This is a genomic window from Acinetobacter nosocomialis NIPH 2119, assembly GCF_000368085.1.
Classification (GTDB): Bacteria; Pseudomonadota; Gammaproteobacteria; order Pseudomonadales; family Moraxellaceae; genus Acinetobacter; species Acinetobacter nosocomialis.
This window is the reverse complement of the sequence record NZ_KB849239.1, coordinates 1788042-1804655: the sequence shown is the minus strand read 5'-3', so window position 1 is coordinate 1804655 and position 16614 is coordinate 1788042. Positions and strand designations below refer to the sequence as shown.

The 16614-nt window shown below is 38.9% G+C and carries 17 protein-coding genes, 1 tRNA gene and 2 pseudogenes; 9 read left to right on the top strand and 11 right to left on the bottom strand.

Annotated elements, in window-relative coordinates; all coding sequences use genetic code 11:
- Position 1: 1 nt before the first annotated feature.
- The 5 genes and pseudogenes from benE to benA all read right to left on the bottom strand — a co-directional run bounded on the left by benE (position 2) and on the right by benA (position 5027).
- The gene (benE, locus tag F984_RS12505) at positions 2 to 1195 is read right to left on the bottom strand and encodes a benzoate/H(+) symporter BenE (RefSeq protein ID WP_004709804.1); all 1194 of its coding nucleotides are present in this window, start codon (positions 1193 to 1195) and stop codon (positions 2 to 4) included.
- Between the two features lie 57 nt (positions 1196 to 1252).
- Complete coding sequence (locus tag F984_RS12500) at positions 1253 to 2038, bottom strand: 1,6-dihydroxycyclohexa-2,4-diene-1-carboxylate dehydrogenase (protein WP_004709802.1); 786 nt, start codon at positions 2036 to 2038, stop codon at positions 1253 to 1255.
- Positions 2039 to 2059: 21 nt separating this feature from the next.
- A complete protein-coding gene (gene benC, locus F984_RS12495) occupies positions 2060 to 3076 on the bottom strand; it encodes a benzoate 1,2-dioxygenase electron transfer component BenC (RefSeq protein WP_004709800.1) in 1017 nt (338 codons plus the stop codon).
- Between the two features lie 52 nt (positions 3077 to 3128).
- Positions 3129 to 3648: pseudogene (benB, locus tag F984_RS12490) on the bottom strand (benzoate 1,2-dioxygenase small subunit).
- The gene (gene benA, locus F984_RS12485; protein WP_025469330.1) at positions 3645 to 5027 is read right to left on the bottom strand and encodes a benzoate 1,2-dioxygenase large subunit; all 1383 of its coding nucleotides are present in this window, start codon (positions 5025 to 5027) and stop codon (positions 3645 to 3647) included. Before benA ends, benB begins: the two are co-directional and overlap by 4 nt.
- A gap of 174 nt (positions 5028 to 5201) precedes the next feature.
- On the opposite strand from benA, the pseudogene F984_RS23145 reads away from it, so the two are divergent.
- Together F984_RS23145 and F984_RS12480 are read left to right on the top strand one after the other, a co-directional pair.
- Positions 5202 to 5270 (top strand): annotated as a pseudogene (locus F984_RS23145) (hypothetical protein); the annotation flags it as partial.
- A 44-nt stretch (positions 5271 to 5314) separates the two neighbouring features.
- On the top strand, positions 5315 to 6274 hold the full coding sequence (locus tag F984_RS12480; RefSeq protein WP_000423280.1) for a LysR family transcriptional regulator: 960 nt from the start codon (positions 5315 to 5317) through the stop codon (positions 6272 to 6274).
- 49 nt (positions 6275 to 6323) lie between these two features.
- Here the strand turns inward: F984_RS12480 and F984_RS12475 are convergent, their stop codons facing one another.
- The gene (locus F984_RS12475) at positions 6324 to 6524 is read right to left on the bottom strand and encodes a heavy-metal-associated domain-containing protein (RefSeq protein ID WP_001985155.1); all 201 of its coding nucleotides are present in this window, start codon (positions 6522 to 6524) and stop codon (positions 6324 to 6326) included.
- A gap of 166 nt (positions 6525 to 6690) precedes the next feature.
- On the opposite strand from F984_RS12475, the gene F984_RS12470 reads away from it, so the two are divergent.
- The 3 genes from F984_RS12470 to F984_RS12460 all read left to right on the top strand — a co-directional run bounded on the left by F984_RS12470 (position 6691) and on the right by F984_RS12460 (position 10075).
- A complete protein-coding gene (locus F984_RS12470; protein ID WP_004709795.1) occupies positions 6691 to 9162 on the top strand; it encodes a heavy metal translocating P-type ATPase in 2472 nt (823 codons plus the stop codon).
- Between the two features lie 75 nt (positions 9163 to 9237).
- Positions 9238 to 9639 carry a Cu(I)-responsive transcriptional regulator gene (gene cueR, locus F984_RS12465; protein ID WP_001020650.1) on the top strand — a complete coding sequence of 134 codons (402 nt, stop codon included), beginning with the start codon at positions 9238 to 9240 and terminating at the stop codon, positions 9637 to 9639.
- A gap of 28 nt (positions 9640 to 9667) precedes the next feature.
- Entirely contained in the window at positions 9668 to 10075 is a 408-nt protein-coding gene (locus tag F984_RS12460) for a GFA family protein (RefSeq protein WP_002048789.1), read from the top strand.
- Between the two features lie 605 nt (positions 10076 to 10680).
- Here F984_RS12460 and F984_RS12455 read toward each other — a convergent pair.
- Positions 10681 to 11037, bottom strand: coding sequence for a four-helix bundle copper-binding protein (locus tag F984_RS12455; protein ID WP_004709792.1), 357 nt, complete (start codon positions 11035 to 11037; stop codon positions 10681 to 10683).
- Positions 11038 to 11508: 471 nt separating this feature from the next.
- The gene (locus tag F984_RS12450; protein ID WP_004709791.1) at positions 11509 to 11838 is read right to left on the bottom strand and encodes a hypothetical protein; all 330 of its coding nucleotides are present in this window, start codon (positions 11836 to 11838) and stop codon (positions 11509 to 11511) included.
- Between the two features lie 453 nt (positions 11839 to 12291).
- On the opposite strand from F984_RS12450, the gene F984_RS12445 reads away from it, so the two are divergent.
- Both F984_RS12445 and F984_RS12440 read left to right on the top strand, forming a co-directional pair.
- Positions 12292 to 12885 carry a LysE family translocator gene (locus F984_RS12445; RefSeq protein ID WP_002048762.1) on the top strand — a complete coding sequence of 198 codons (594 nt, stop codon included), beginning with the start codon at positions 12292 to 12294 and terminating at the stop codon, positions 12883 to 12885.
- Between the two features lie 47 nt (positions 12886 to 12932).
- Complete coding sequence (locus F984_RS12440; RefSeq protein ID WP_004709788.1) at positions 12933 to 13151, top strand: hypothetical protein; 219 nt, start codon at positions 12933 to 12935, stop codon at positions 13149 to 13151.
- 243 nt (positions 13152 to 13394) lie between these two features.
- On the opposite strand, the gene xseB is transcribed toward F984_RS12440, so the two are convergent.
- Both xseB and xseA read right to left on the bottom strand, forming a co-directional pair.
- The gene (gene xseB, locus F984_RS12435; RefSeq protein WP_004709785.1) at positions 13395 to 13589 is read right to left on the bottom strand and encodes an exodeoxyribonuclease VII small subunit; all 195 of its coding nucleotides are present in this window, start codon (positions 13587 to 13589) and stop codon (positions 13395 to 13397) included.
- Entirely contained in the window at positions 13579 to 14844 is a 1266-nt protein-coding gene (gene xseA / locus F984_RS12430; RefSeq protein WP_004709784.1) for an exodeoxyribonuclease VII large subunit, read from the bottom strand. Before xseA ends, xseB begins: the two co-directional genes overlap by 11 nt.
- 256 nt (positions 14845 to 15100) lie before the next feature.
- Here xseA and F984_RS12425 point away from each other — a divergent pair.
- A tRNA-Met gene (locus F984_RS12425) sits at positions 15101 to 15177 on the top strand.
- Positions 15178 to 15357: 180 nt separating this feature from the next.
- Positions 15358 to 15588, top strand: a complete 231-nt coding sequence (locus F984_RS12420; RefSeq protein ID WP_025466846.1) for a hypothetical protein — start codon at positions 15358 to 15360, stop codon at positions 15586 to 15588.
- A 152-nt stretch (positions 15589 to 15740) separates the two neighbouring features.
- Here the strand turns inward: F984_RS12420 and F984_RS12415 are convergent, their stop codons facing one another.
- Positions 15741 to 16412, bottom strand: a complete 672-nt coding sequence (locus F984_RS12415) for an XRE family transcriptional regulator (RefSeq protein ID WP_002048763.1) — start codon at positions 16410 to 16412, stop codon at positions 15741 to 15743.
- Between the last annotated feature and the right edge of the window lie 202 nt (positions 16413 to 16614).

Genomic DNA, 16614 nt, shown 5'->3' with positions numbered 1-16614 from the left:
TTTAATTTGTGGCTGGATTTGAGCGTGGGGTAAGAATGAAATGGGCGATTACACCAATACAAATGCCCCAAAAAACTGAACTTAATCCAAGAAAATGCATACCTGATGCGGTAGCTAAAAAGGTAATAAGTGCAGCATCACGTTGACCATCATTTTTCATGGCAACAGAAATATTGGTGGCAATAGCACCTAACAAAGCTAAACCTGCCAGTGCTGCCACCAGCTCTTTAGGTAGTAAGCTAAAGAGCATGACAATACTGCCAGCAAATAAGCCTCCTAAAATATAAAAAATTCCGTTGGCAATCCCTGCGATATATCTTTTTTCTTTCAGTTCATGTGCATCTTTACCCATACATAAAGCAGCGGTAATTGAGGCAAGCACAATGGTAATACCACCGACACAGGCAACGGCTAACGAGGCAATACTGGTGGCCGTAATAATGGGTTTGGCTGGCGTGTCATAACCGCTGAGTTTCATAATCGCCATACCCGGTAAAAATTGGCCGGTTAGACTAACTAAAATAAGAGGAACGGCGAGATTGAGTGTTGAATTCCAAGTCCATTCTGGGCTAATCCACTGCGGGATTGCTAAATTAAAACTTACATCAACCGGATTCATCTTGCCTAAAATAAGGCTTAATAAAACTCCGGCAGCTAACACCCAAATCATGGTGTAGCGCGGCATTAAACGTTTGGCAATTAAAAAGACAATGAGCATGCTAAATACAATAAAAGGCATGCTATCAGATGCAGTAAATAGGTTAATACCGAACTGAAAAAGAATACCTGCCATCATGCCCGCAGCGACGTCTTGCGGAATCCATTTTAGTAATTTGTCGAAGTAACCTGTAATACCAATTAAAAAAATAACGATGGCAGAAGTAATATAGGCGGCTACTGCTTCATTCAAGGAGATATTGGGAAATAGGGTAACTAACAGGGCAGTGCCCGGTGCAGACCACGCGGTGATGACAGGAGTTTTATATTTAATCGAAAGATAAATACCTGAAACGGCAGCACCAATTGAAATTCCCCAAATCCATGACACCATCATATCGGTGGACACATGGGCACGCTGAGCAGCTTGGAAAAAAATAATCAGTGGGCCTGAGTAAGAAATTAAAACTGCAAGAAAGCCAGCAACTGTTGCTGATATGGACCAGTCATTTTTTAATGTCTTGAACAGGGTTGCCATGTGTGATTGCCTCCATGCAAATCATGTTATTTACCCAAACATATAAAAAGATCAGGATTAACCCTGATCTCCACCTCCGACCGGAATGACCGATCCCGTCATATACGATGCGTCGTCTGATGCAAGAAATAAAATTGCATTGACTTGTTCTTGAATTGTGCCATAACGGCCCATAAATGTTCGATCTTTTGTTTGATCAACTACTTGTTGCATCCAGTCTTTTTCATTTTGACTTAACGGGTTGGTATTACGTGGTACTTTGCGAGGCGGTGCTTCGGTTCCACCCGTCGCAACGGCATTGACTCGAATTCCGTCTTTGGCATGTTCAAAAGCAAGCGATGCTGTTAAAGCATTTACCCCACCTTTAGATGCCGAGTAGGGAATACGATTAATACCACGGGTTGCAATGGAAGATACATTTACAATAACACCCGCTTGTTGCTTAATCATGGTCGGTAACACAGCGCGGCAGCACCATAAAGTTGGAAACAATGAGCGATTCACTTCCTTAATGATTTCTTCTTCGGAAAACTCTTCAAAAGGTTTCATCCAGATCGCGCCACCTACATTATTAATCAGGACATCGACCCGACCATAGTGTTCAATGGCTTTTACAACTACCGCTTGCGCGCCTGCATAGGTTTCTAGGTCAGCATTAATCGTGACAGCATCGCCACCTGCATTCCGAATTTCTTTGAGAACGTCTTCAACATATTCAGAGCGGTCAGCCATGACGACTTGTCCACCCTCAGCCGCGACTTGTAATGCCACGCCACGGCCAATGCCTTGAGCACTACCCGTAACAATCACGACCTTATCGGTAAATCTTTGACGGTTTGACATAGATAACTTCTCCACCTTGAATTAGTTTGCAGAGAATTTTTCAAACAAGAAATTAGCAGGTTTGATATTTTCAGTTTCTAACCAACCACGTACCGCTTCTACCATTGGCACTGGACCACATAGATAAACATCGACGTCGCCACCGTTTAACCATTCACTTTCAATATGACCAGTGACATAGCCTTTGCGTTCATGGTTGCTCTCAGGGCTTGCGACCACAGTTCGATATTCAAACCACGGGAACTTTTCCTGTAACTCGTTGAGCTTTTCTAAAGCAACCAAATCAAAGTCATTGGTTACACCAAAAACCAAGCGAACAGGCTGTTCTGAACCTTTCTCTTCAAGGACTTGTAGCATTGACATAAATGGGGCAATGCCAGTGCCGCCTGCCAGCATAAGCACTGGACGCACTACATTACGCAAATAGAAGCTGCCGAATGGTCCGGTAAAAGTCATTTTGTCGCCAGTTTTGGCATTCTTACTTAAGAATTCACTCATCTTGCCATTTGGTACGTTACGGACCACAAAGCCCGTTAAACGATTACCTGGTTTTGAGCTAAATGAATATGAACGTGTTTCGCCAGTTTCAGGAATTGCAACATTCACATACTGACCTGCAAGGAAATGAATATCAGGTTGGCCATCATCAAGTTGAATATCAAAAGTGATGGTTGAGTCTGATAAATTTTCAACGCGGGCTAAGGTACCTTGGAAGCTATGAATTTCTGTTTTGCAGACATCTGATGAGGCTTGGATCTGGAATACGGCATCGGAAGTTGGACGACATTGGCAAGCAAGAATATAGCCTTGTTCAGCTTCTTCTGGTGTTAATGCATCTTCAATATAGGTTTCTTCTGGCATGTCATAACTACCGGACTCGCAAAATGCGCGGCAAGTTCCACATGCACCATCACGACAATCCAAAGGAATATTAATTTTTTGGCGATAGGCTGCGTCAGATAGGGTTTCGCCTTGAGCTACGTTAATGAAACGTGTAACACCATCTTCAAATTGAAGTGCAACATTGTGGTTTGACATGGCATGTATCCTACAAAATATTTGAAACTTTTACCCTCAGCCAACAGTCCGGTTAACTGAGGGGGTATGTCTTAAAGGTGGTAAATATCAATCACTTGATTGATATAGTCGTTTTTCAAAACGACATACTTGCTCAAGATTTTTGGTTGATCACCTGAAAAATCGATCACATAACGTGACATACCGAAATAGCTGTAATTTGTCTTGTAACGGAAACTCAAGGTATTCCAGTTAAAGCGAACAGTAACTTTGTCGCCGTCGCGATCGAGAACTTCAACGTTGGCAATATTGTGGCTTGTACGTGTGTCCGGCATGGTTGCGGATGAGCGCTCGGTTTTAATACGGAACACTCGATCTTCTAAACCTTGACGGTCTGGATAATAAATAAGTGAAATTTCAGATTGCGGATCTTCAGTTAATCTATCGTCGTCGTCCCAAGCTGGCATCCAGAAAGAAGCTTCTGGCGCATAGCATTCAAGCCAGTCATCCCACTGTTCATCATCTAAAAAGCGCGCTTCACGATAGAGAAACTGAGCAATATTTTCTAAAGTTGCTTTGTCTTGAGCACTCATGCTGTTTCTCCTTGATCAGCAATTTCTTTCTCTGATGCAATCGCGTGTTTCATGGTTTTTAACCAATATTGATGCTGGGCCAGATACAGGCCTTCATCTTCAGTTTTAATCCCACTTAACATCGGTTTTAAACCGATTTCGTTTGCTGCATCGTCCGGTCCATAAATCCAGTGTTTTGAACCGCGGCACATGTCATTCCATTCAAGTGCAATACCGGCGTAGCCTGCCTGACAAGCACGGAATTCTTCTAAATCGTCTGGTGTTGCCATACCTGAGGCATTAAAGAAATCTTCATATTGGCGGATACGGCGTGCACGAGCTTCAGGTACTTCACCTTTAGGCGCGATACAGTAAATGGTGACTTCGGTTCGATTGACTGAAAGTGGGCGAAGTACACGAATTTGCGAACCGAATTGATCCATCAAATAAACATTTGGATACAGACAAAGATTACGTGAACGCTCAATCATCCATTTCGACATCGCTTCACCGTATTTTTCGGTATATTCATCTGCTTTTGGGAAGTTAGGACGGTCTTCTGGGTTTGCCCATTGTGTCCAAAGCAACATGTGGCCATTTTCAAAGCCATAAGAGCCACCGCCTTGTTTACCCCAAGAACCTGCACTCATTGCGCGAATGTTATCGGCAGCTTGAGTTTCTTTACGGTGTTGAGTCGTTGCTGCATAGTTCCAGTGAACAGCAGAAACATGGTAACCATCGGCACCATTTTCAGCGGTGAGTTTCCAGTTGCCTTCGTAGGTATAGGTAGATGAACCACGTAAAACTTCCAAACCATGTTCAGACTGGTCAACAATCATGTCGATGATTTTGGTGGTTTCACCCAAGAAATCTTCAAGTGAAGGAACATCGGGATTTAAGCTACCAAATAAGAAGCCTTTGTAGCTCTCAAAACGAGCTACTTTTTTAAGGTCGTGTGAGCCGTCTTGGTTAAAGCAGTCAGAGTAACCTGCGTCAGTTGGGTCTTTTACTTTGAGTAATTTACCTGAGTTATTAAAAGTCCAGCCGTGGAAAGGGCAAGTATATGTTGCTTTGTTACCACGCTTGTAACGGCAAAGTTGTGCTCCGCGGTGTGAACATGCATTGATCATGACATTAAGTTCGCCGTTACGGTTACGGGCAATGATAATCGGCTGACGACCAATGTGAGTGGTGTAGTAGTCATTATTATTTGGAATTTGGCTTTCGTGTGCCAAGTAAACCCAGTTACCTTCAAAGATGTATTTCATTTCGAGGTCAAATAAGGCTTCGTCAGTAAAAACTGAGCGGTGAAGTTTAAATTCACCTGTATCGATATTGTCTACAAGTAATTCATCAATACGGTCAAGATGGCTGGTATTGATTACAGGAATACGTGGCATGTCCGTTCTCCGACTTTCCAAAGGGTGGAAGTCATCAAGACCTTCGCTACGATTTAAAAGGTCTTGATATCCTAATATGTCAATGAAGCGCATAAACGCGTCGGGTGTTTAACCGCGAATGGATAAAGATAGATAGATCGAATGTTGGCCAGTATGATTTCAATCGGTGCTATACAAGTGATCTATAACTTCATCGGGTTATTGCTTGTATATACCTTAAAAGAATGGTTAAACTGTGTCTAAGACTGAATTTGCATTTTAATATATCTTAAAGGTATGGAAACCTGATGGAACTAAGACATTTACGGTATTTTGTGGCTGTTGTAGAAGAACAGAGCTTCACCAAGGCAGCCGAAAAACTATTTATTGCTCAACCGCCTTTGAGCCGGCAAATCCAAAATTTGGAAAGCGAGCTTGGCATTCAACTCTTTGAGCGAGGAAGCCGCCCTTTACAAACCACACCAGCAGGGCATTTCTTTTACCAGCACGCGGTTAAACTTTTGTCGAATGCTGAAGAAATAAAAAGTATGACTAAGCGTATTGGTCTCATCGAAAGAAGTATGACCATTGGTTTTGTCGGGTCTTTACTCTATGGTTTATTGCCTCGAATCATTTATTTATTTCGTCAGCAGCAACCCCATCTGAATATTCAGCTCATGGAATTAAGTACTACTGAACAGTTACAGGCATTAAAAGAAGGCCGTATTGATGTTGGGTTTGGACGTTTAAGAATTAGTGATCCCGCCGTGAGGCGTATCCTTTTACGTAAAGAGCGTTTGGTCGTTGCCGCGCATACCAGCCATCCAATTGCTCAGCGTACGGAAGGGGTATATTTGGCCGACCTCATTGATGAAAAGATGTTTATGTATCCCACCTCGCCAAAACCGAACTTTTCAACCCAGCTTTTGAACATCTTTGCCGAGCATAGTTTGGTTCCAAAAAATATGCATGAGATACGAGAAATTCAATTGGCTCTGGGCTTAGTCGCAGCGGGAGAAGGGATCTGTATTATTCCAGCAAGTGCCGATACCATTCGATTTCCACACTTAAACTATATTCCGATTTTAGATAACGGCGCAGTCAGTCCAATTTTTATTACTGCACGGGCAATGGACAGAAGTGAAGATTTACAATCATTGTTCGATTGTATTTATCAGGTTTATGACTTAGAAGGGATACCTTATCAACGGACTGTTTTTACACTCGATCAGAACCCGATAGATGATTCAAACGGTATCGATTTTTAAATAAAGAGAATGCATAGCTTCAAAGGTTGAAGCTATGCGGTTTTATATCTTATTGCACTTTCGCTGGGAAACCATCTTCTTCAAGTGCTTCAGTAATTTTATCGACACTTTCACTGCTTTCAACAGTCACGATTTTGGTTGCTAAGTCTACATCTACTTTTGCATTTGGATCGACATCTTGAATCGTTGCAGTCACACCACGTGCGCAGCCACCACAAGTCATATTTTCAATAAGTAGTTTCATGTTCATACTCCACCAAGAATGAGATGTTTGTTTAGATAAGACTGAGTCTAAACCTTGTCATGATTGTAAGGTCAAGACCAAATTTTTAAAAAAATATGCTTGACCTTCCCATGATGGGAATCTGTATGCTCAATAGAGAATATTAAATTTTGCAGATTTGCAGAGGTGTTTGATGGACTCAAAAACCACAAAATTGCCAGCATATAGTGAAACACTTCCAATCGAAGGCATGACCTGTGCCTCATGTGTAGGTCGTGTCGAAAAAGCACTTAAGAAAGTTGAAAATGTAGAGATTGCTAACGTTAATTTGGCAACAGAAAAAGCCGTTGTTTATTCAAATCAACCGATTCAGCGCGAAGCACTGGTTAAAGCAGTTGAACGAGCAGGTTATGATGTTCCAAAAGCTGCGCCAGTGGAGTTGTCTATTGAGGGCATGACCTGTGCATCTTGTGTTGCACGTGTTGAAAAAGCCCTTAAAAAAGTAGACGGCGTTCAAGAAGCCACCGTCAACTTAGCAACAGAGCAAGCTTGGGTGCAGGCAGATAATTCAGTCAACGTCGAAGACTTAATTCGCGCTGTTAAAAAAGCAGGTTACGACGCGAAAGCATCTGAAAAAAATCAAGATGCACAACTCGATAAAAAAGCTTCAGAGTTAGATCAGCTTAAAAAAGATTTGATCATTTCGATTGTATTGGCCTTACCTGTGTTTATTTTGGAAATGGGTTCACATCTCATTCCAGCTTTTCACATGTGGGTCATGAACACGATTGGTCAATATAATAGCTGGCTTTTACAGTTTGTTTTGACCACATTAGTTCTCATTTTTCCTGGTCGCCGTTTTTACCAAAAAGGGATTCCAGCTTTATGGCGTTTAGCACCAGATATGAACTCGTTGGTCGCTGTTGGAACCTTGGCTGCCTACAGTTTCTCAGTCGTAGCTACCTTTATGCCGCAGGTTTTACCACAAGGTACCGTCAATGTTTACTTTGAAGCGGCTGCCGTTATTGTCAGTTTAATTTTACTCGGACGTTATTTTGAAGCCAAAGCTAAAGGACGTACTTCACAAGCTATTCAACATTTAGTAGGAATGCAGCCAAAAACGGCTCGTATTCAGCGTGACGGTCAAGTGGTTGAAGTTGCTGTTGCCGAAGTGGTCAGTGGAACTATTGTAGAAATTCGCCCAGGTGAACGTGTACCTGTCGATGGTGAAGTGGTTGAAGGGCACAGCTACATTGATGAATCTATGATTACGGGTGAGCCTGTCCCTGTTGAAAAAATAGTAGGGCAACAAGTAGTTGGGGGTACAGTCAATCAAAACGGTACTCTAAACATACGGGCAACCGCCGTTGGTTCTTCGTCTGTACTTTCACAAATTATTCGCATGGTTGAGCAAGCCCAAGGTTCTAAACTTCCGATTCAGGGGTTGGTCGATAAAGTCACTATGTGGTTTGTACCGGTAGTGATGTTAATTGCTGCAATTACTTTCTTGATTTGGTTTATTTGGGGGCCAGAGCCTGCGCTGACTTTTGGCTTGGTGAATGCTGTTGCGGTACTGATTATTGCTTGTCCTTGTGCGATGGGGCTTGCAACACCAACTTCTATTATGGTCGGTACTGGACGTGGTGCTGAGCTAGGTGTCTTGTTCCGTAAAGGTGAAGCTTTGCAGCTTTTACAAGAAGCGCAGGTCGTTGCAGTTGATAAAACGGGTACACTCACCGAAGGCAAACCGACACTAACTGACTTTAATGTGGAACAGGGCTTTGAACGCAAACAAGTGCTGGCTTTAGTTGCCTCTGTTGAAGCCAAGTCTGAACACCCAATTGCACTCGCGATTGTTCAAGCAGCAGAAAGTGAAGGCTTAAAGTTATTACCAGTAACAGCATTTAACTCGATTACAGGTTCAGGTATTGAAGCAGACGTTGCAGGCCAGAAAGTACAAATTGGCGCAGATCGTTATATGCACCAACTTGGTTTAGATACCAGCTCATTCCAAGCGATTGCTGCTCAGTTAGGTGAAGAAGGTAAAACACCGCTTTATGTTGCTATCGATCAGCAACTTGCTGCAATTATTGCCGTAGCAGATCCAATTAAAGAAACAACCTATGCTGCGATTGAAGCCTTACATCAATTAGGTCTCAAGGTTGCCATGATTACAGGAGACAACCGTCATACGGCGCAAGCAATTGCCAAAAAGCTGAACATTGATGAAGTTGTGGCCGAGGTTTTACCAGAAGGTAAAGTAGATACAGTTCGCCAATTGCAAAAACAATATGGTCGCTTAGCTTTTGTTGGTGATGGTATTAACGATGCACCAGCCTTGGCACAAGCAGATATTGGTTTAGCCATTGGTACTGGAACTGATGTTGCTATTGAAGCGGCCGATGTGGTGCTGATGTCAGGTAGTTTAAAAGGCGTACCGAACGCAATTGCATTAAGTAAAGCTACTATGCGAAACATTCGTCAAAACCTGTTCTGGGCATTTGTATATAACGTTGCCCTGATTCCAATTGCAACAGGTGCCTTATATCCAGCATTTGGTGTATTACTTTCGCCAATGTTTGCAGCAGGTGCGATGGCACTTTCTTCGGTTTTTGTTTTAGGCAATGCGTTACGCTTAAAACGTTTTCACGCGCCAGTACAGTAAGCGTGCTGAAAATCAACTTTTGGTTTAAGATCATGACAGCAGGTCTTGAACCAAATTTAATATTTGAGGTGTGAGATGAATATCGGTCAGGCATCCAAACATTCGGGCATTTCAGCGAAAATGATTCGCTACTATGAAGAAATCGGTTTACTTGAAGCAGCTCAGCGTTCTGCTTCAGGGTATCGTATTTATTCAGAAACAGACCTTAAAACTTTAAACTTTTTAAAGCATGCTCGAGAGTTAGGTTTTTCATCTGAACAGATGAAAGAGCTTATTTCACTTTGGAAAAATACTGATCGGCATAGTGCAGAGGTGAAAGCCTTAACAGTAAAACACATTGCTGAATTAAAGCAAAAAATTGCTCATTTACAAGAAATGGTTAATATTTTGCAGGCTTCTGCCGATGATTGCTGTGGTGACCAGCAGGCTTCGTGTGCGATTTTAGACCACATTGAAAAAGGTGTAGGTGTAAGTTAAACCTTATAAAAATAAAAAAGGAAAAATCATGGCTTATACAGCTTCTTGTCTTTGTAATGGCATTCAACTCCGTATTAATGCCGAATTAGAACCCATTATGGTTTGTCATTGTAAACAATGCCAAAAAGCCCAAGGCGCTGCTTTTGCGGCCATCACTCAAGTACAAAAAAGTGACTTAAATGTGGTACAGGGTGAAAACCTTTTACAGGCTTATTTTGCATCGCATAATAAAAAAAGAGTATTTTGTAAAACTTGTGGCTCACCTGTCTGGAGTGAACGTTTAGATAAACCAGAAGTGGTGCGTTTAAGAGTAGGGCTCATTAATGAAGATATATCGACGCGAGTTATCTCTCATGCTTTTGTTGCTTCAAAAGTGAAGTGGTATCCCATTTGCGATAATGCTCGCCAATACCCAAATGCGGTGCAAAACCCTTGAAATATGAAGGTTTGAAAGTATTTTGTTCATTTGTAAAAAAACGTGAACAAGACTAGTCATGAATAAATAATATGCTATAACTGTACCTAAGGTAATCGTAATATCTCCTCGATCCACAGGGAAACTTGGGACAGGGCAAAAGATACGATAAGACCTTACATATAGCTAGCAAAGAGCATGTAAGAGATGGATAGACACAAATCTTAGATTGCTCACCGTTGCAGAAAAGCCCGTGAAACGGGCTTTTTTAATGCTTGTAAAAACTATTTCTTATTTAGAAAGATTATAGTTTTTTAAACTATTTATGAAAAAGTAATGTAAAAATAACAAAATATTTTAAATATACAGACTATTCTGTATTGCAATTTGTTTTTATTAAGGGTACATTTAGTCAACGGTTTAAAGTTCAAGCTTAATAATGAACTCATGGTCGTTGTGGGAGATCTAAGAGCCTGCATTTTCCCCAAGATGCGGGTTTTTTTTATGTATAAAGAAAAGTAGTTTTTCATCTCATCTAAAAATTTTAATTTTCTAATTGTTTGTTCTTTAAATATTTAAAACCCACGAGCCTAATAGGCCGTAGGTTTCTACAATAAAACTAGAAGTTAAGCACGATATGCCAGACAAGCTTTAGCACATGCTAAACAAGCTTTGGCACAAATCTGGCAATGCTCATGTTCGTGTTTGCTACATTCAGCTGCACAAAGTTGGCACGCGCTGGCACATAATTGCATGGCTTGTTCAGCAAGCTCTGAATGTCTTAATTCTAAAGATGTGCAAAGCTGACAGGTTTCGACACAGGTTAAACAATGTTTAATACATTCACGCATCATATGCACATGTTCTTCTTGCAAACATGCTGAGGCACAATGTTTACAAGCAAACATGCATTCAATGCAGGCTTGAACTGAAGTAGAGGCTTGATTAAACAGAGATTGATTTGGTTCTTGCGAGCTATTCATTTTAATATTCTCCTTTTGAAAGGCTATTATTAAAAAACCGAATATTGTTATCTTTTTTCATTTTATAAAATCATTTTTCCTATTGGGCACTTTGAAATGAAAGGTCTACAAATGCTCAATAAGGAATTAACCTCGTATAAGAATGTTACAAGTGTTTTTCTAATTAAATTTTTTAAAAGGTAAAAAATAGATTGCTCAAGACAAATTACAAAATTTATTTTCATATAATACTTTTGGCTAATTTTTTTATGGATGAAAATTAGGCAAATTATCAGTGTGAACTTTAAGGGCACACGTAATGGAAAACATTGATCAGTACGCTCACGGAGCTGAGCATGAAGTCCACGTACACTGCAAACGATCATTAAGTACATTAATACTGAGCCTGTTTGTATTAATTGCGACTGGTCGTTAAAAGAAAAAGCACCCAAGGGTGCTTTTTCTGTATCTACTGACTATTGATAGTTTTGTTTAAGAGCCTGTAAAGCCGCGCCGTTTTTTATAGGCTTTACGATCATAAGAGGGAATATTGGACTTTTGAAGATCAATAGCCAGTTGTTTTTTGCGTTGAAATTGCACTTCACTTAAAAGTGCATCATAAATTTTGGGACGATCAGTTTTAAACTTTTCTACATCCAATGGAATTTTACTTTCCTGTTTAACAATATACAAAACAGAACCATTGGCATTAGTTTCATATATTGTCCAACCAACTCTTACAATGTAGAGGCCGGTTTTTGCATCCTTTCCTAAATAAGCTTTAAAACCATCGGGATGAGGGCGAACATAAGCATTCATCATGCATCCTCCATCAACTATTTAATTCGATGAAAGCGGCGATTAATGAATTGATGGGGAACGATACATCTATTCAGTAAAATCACGATTTTCATGTGTATATATATTGATCAATTTGGTAATTTCAAGGCGTGTGATATTTCTTTTTTTTGCTATTTAAGAAGTGGGAAAATGGCCTAAAAAATATATAAATAATCACTTATTTTTAAAAAAATATATGATTTTGGAGTTTAATATCTTTTTAAATTAATGCAGTGTTTTTTTATAAATGTGTGACGCATTTTGCAAATTTAAAATTGGAATAAGTTTTAATGAATATAAATTCACTTTTTATTAAGTTGTTAATTTTAAAAAATAAAAAGTATTTGTAATATTTCTTGTTACAACGATTTTGTCGACAATAGATGCTCATTTTTGACATATTTCGCCTAGCGTAATCAATCGAGTTTTTGGCCTATGGTGTCATTTTTATTTATTGGACTTGTGGTCACTATTTTGTTGACTCCAGGACCAACAAATACATTATTAGCCTCGGCTGGCTTGCAAGCAGGGCTAAAGCACTCTCTTAAGCTAATTCCGGCAGAGGTAATAGGTTATCTGATCGCGATTACCTCATGGGGTGTTTTACTTGAGTCGGTATCTCATTTTATTCCATGGCTTCCTGCTATATTAAAATTGATGAGTGCGAGTTTCATTCTTTATCTCGCTTTTAAACTTTGGATCACTTCAACCGAAGATATTAAGTTAGATCGCCCACTGATTACGCCAAAAGCTTTATTTCTTGCAACACTTTTAAACCCGAAAGCTTTGCTCTTTGCTTCGGCGATTTTTCCACATGCAGCGTGGGAAGTTCCGCATTTGTATTTTATTCACATTGTTGTCTTTTTATCTTTAATTACCCCAATTGCTTTTTTATGGATTATGTTTGGAACTGTCCTCATTTCAAATAAAGTAACTTGGTTAAATCAACGCAATTTACAACGTACAGCTGCATTTATTTTAACTTTTTTTGCTATGCCAATCGGCTATTCTGCGATTAGCTCATTTTAAACTTAACCCATTATTTATATTAAAAATTTATTTTTCAGGAGATTTTTATGAAAAGATTAAAAGTAATTATCAAGGACCAGTTTGATAAAGAATCAATCGCTTTGGCAAAAGTTAGACCAATGAATGACCATGCACTTGAACTTCATAAAAGTGTTGAACATATTGAAATTAATGACGATATCATTTTACCAAACATGGATTTGTTATATGAAAATCCTAAAGACGGCAAAATTTATCAATTAATTGGTCCATTCAGTGAGGAATAACTCTTAAACTAAATTTAACAATAAGCATCAGCAGAGTTTGTGTTTTCGATGGTCTTAGATGGTGGAAATTAAGCCAAACTAACGTATAGACACAATTAAAATATTGAACATCGCAGGTCGTTATGGGACTATGTTTTTGCAAAAATGTGACCTAATCCTCATTTTTGCATTTCAGGACTAAGTGGTGTTCACTAAGCCCATTTCTTCAATGAGAAGTAGAAATGGGCTTTTTTTATGGAAATTTTATTCTTTAAAAGTCTCATCTAAAGCTTGTTGGACAGCTTCAATTCGAGATTTGCAAGCTTTATAAGCGCTAATAGACTCTTCAACAATTTTCATTAAATTATCTATATCAGGACTTTCCTGTGATTCTAACAATTCAGCATTTTTCTTCAAAATGTCATGGCCATCCTTAAAGGTTAACTCTTCATTCTTCATTTGGGATTACCTGTGTAATGTTGGCTTCAACTACGCCATCTTGCATTTCAATGGCAATGGAGGGGCTTGAAATTTGATGTATAGAGCGAATCGCTTTTCCTTCGGATCTGACAATTGCATAGCCTTTAGCTTGAACCTGTTTAGGATTTTGCAAAAGGATTTCTTTCATTAATGACTCGATTTGAGCTAAGGAAAATTTAACTTGTTGCTGTGAGCTGAACTGAATACGTTCTTTCATCTGGTCAAGTAGACGATGCGCCGAGTTAAGTTGATTTTGTGCAGAAGACTTAATGTGATGAAGCAATTGATCATTTTTGCTTTGATAAGTCGTGATTTGATGCTGAGAAAGCAGTTTAATCGTTTGTAGACTATCTACCACTTCTTGTACACGTTCAACAATATGATTACGAATACCAGCAATCACTTTACTTGGAGTATCAAACGAACGATGTGCGATCTCATCAAGGATGGTACGGTCTTTTTCATGCCCGATACCAACCCAAATCGGAACGCTGCGTTTACAGAGAAGTGCGGCAAGCTCATAATCATTTAAGTAAGCTAAGTCATTTACAGCACCACCACCACGAATAATTACAATCAGATCTGGTGGAAAGTTATAACGATTTGCCCATTGCTTTAAACCTGTTGCCAAGGACTCCATAAGGCTAACAGCAGCAGTATTCCCCTGAAAGGTCGCACTTTGATAAACAAAATGACAAACCTTATTTCTTTCTAAAGCATCTGCATCTTTTTTAAAATCACCCAAACCTGCAGCATTCTGAGGAGCAATCACTAAAACATTTTCAATATCAAAAGGGGTAGGGAGAAGTTTATTTTTATGAATCAAACCTTCTTGGGTTAAACGCTCTACAATTTGTTGATAACGTTTTGCAATTTCCCCAAGTGTAAAACTTGAGTCAATTTCTTCGATATTGACTGAAAATCCGTATTGTGGATCAAAACGCGCTCTAATTTTAATTAAAACGTTTAAATCACTTGCTAACTCAATTCCTGTTTCACGTTCAAACTTTAAAACAATTTTACTCGCTGAAAATTTCCAGATGGTTGCCTTACAACTGGCAATCACTTTATCGGTGTCAACATCTTTCTCTGCAAGTTCTAAATAGTAATGTCCACCTTTAATATTTAAATTCCGAATCTCTGCTCTAACCCATACCGGTTCGTCAAAGGTCAGGCGTATGACTTCCTGCACAGTGCCGAGATATTCGCTTAGAGAGAACTGAGGATCAGACATATAAACTATTAATAATGGGATGAAACTAGATAGTATAAAAGCTATCCAAGCAAGGCAATTGATGTCTATGAATATCGCGTTCTATTTAAAATAAATACAACAATTTAAAGAAATAAAAATTAGAAATTACGATATCGATTTAGACTGAATGGTAAAAATAAAAAATTAATAAAAAGATAATTGTTAATAATTACAAACGATTAAAAAATAAAGTTTGCTTTATAAAATATATAGGCGTATAAAGCATACTTCCAATTGCGGGGTGGAGCAGTCTGGTAGCTCGTCGGGCTCATAACCCGAAGGTCGTTGGTTCAAATCCGACTCCCGCATCCAAAAAATATTATGCTCTGTGATGTACTACTTTTCATGATACGAACTCATGAAAAGCAATTAGCTTATAAATAACCCTATATCAAGCTAAATATTAAATTCTAGACGAACTGTCCATACCTTAAATCTAGCGTTCTAATTAAATACCGTTAAATCACATGAGCTCAGTAATGAGTGAATACGATTGTGAATATAGTAAATGAGTGGCACATTGCCACAGCCGTAAATGGCAATGAAATCAATGTGAGGATTATTCCTCATGTGCGTAAGCAAAATTCGCTTGATGGATATCGTTGGGTAGAAGTTGGAAAGAAAATTCAGCTTCAAACTGGTGAAGAAATTGAGCTAAACCAAGATGGAAAAAGCTTTTATGCTGGTTTTAATCAACTTTATCGTTTAAATACATATTGTTGATAACATCATGGTACTAAAGCAAGAAAACCTATCTCTTTTAAAGGAGATAGGTTTTTTTTATGTCTCTAAGTTATATAAATAATTAAAATTATAAAAAAGTAAGAAATTTGAAAATGATAGAATTATTATTTTAGCTATATTTAATAACTCATTTAACCTGCTCGCCAGAACTGACGGCCCATTACTTTAAAGTTTTTCCCGTTCTCTTCAGTTACACGGCGGTCTCTAAATTTTTCATTTAAACTATGCAAAATTAAAGAGCCATCAGCTTCTTTAAAAATTTGTTTAATCATTCCCTCGCCAGCGAAATAAACAGCATAGATTTCTCCATCAATCACTTCTGTCTGAGAAATATCAATGCCGACCAAATCTCCATCTTTGATGTAGTCAGTCATGCTATCGCCCTTAGCTTTAATAATGCGCATACATTCCTGAGGAACGCGCTTTTCTTTAAAGAAAGAAGCAGGGAAAGGAATTTTTCCATTAATTGCATCAAAATGAAATTCGATTGATTCACCTGTACCACAAGAAAAACTTGCTTCAACTACTTCAATCCAGACATATTGATCTACTACATCACTGCTGACAACGGTGGGACTAAATACATCACTTTCTCTAAAAGAGTCTTCTGTGTTACCAGTAGTAAGCCAATAAGCGTCTACACCTAAAAACTGTGCAATAAGTGGAAGAAAAGCAGATTTTAAATTCTTTCCCGATTCTAAAGCTTGATAGGCAGGCTGAGACATTTTTACTGCTTCAGCAACTTCTGCCTGAGTTTTCTTAGCTTTAATCCTTGAATCTTTTAAACGGTCTTTAAGAGCCATAATGATCGCACCAGCTAACTTATCACAAATATATAACTAAAGTTATATCTAGTAAAACAACTATAGTTATTGACTAATAATAACTGTAGTTATAATATCAATTATAAGAGCTCATTGATAGAACTAATGCAATATTTTTACTAGAACATATTTTTATTTTGTATCAATGGCTTGGTAAGTAGTGCTCAGTATTCTGCCTCAA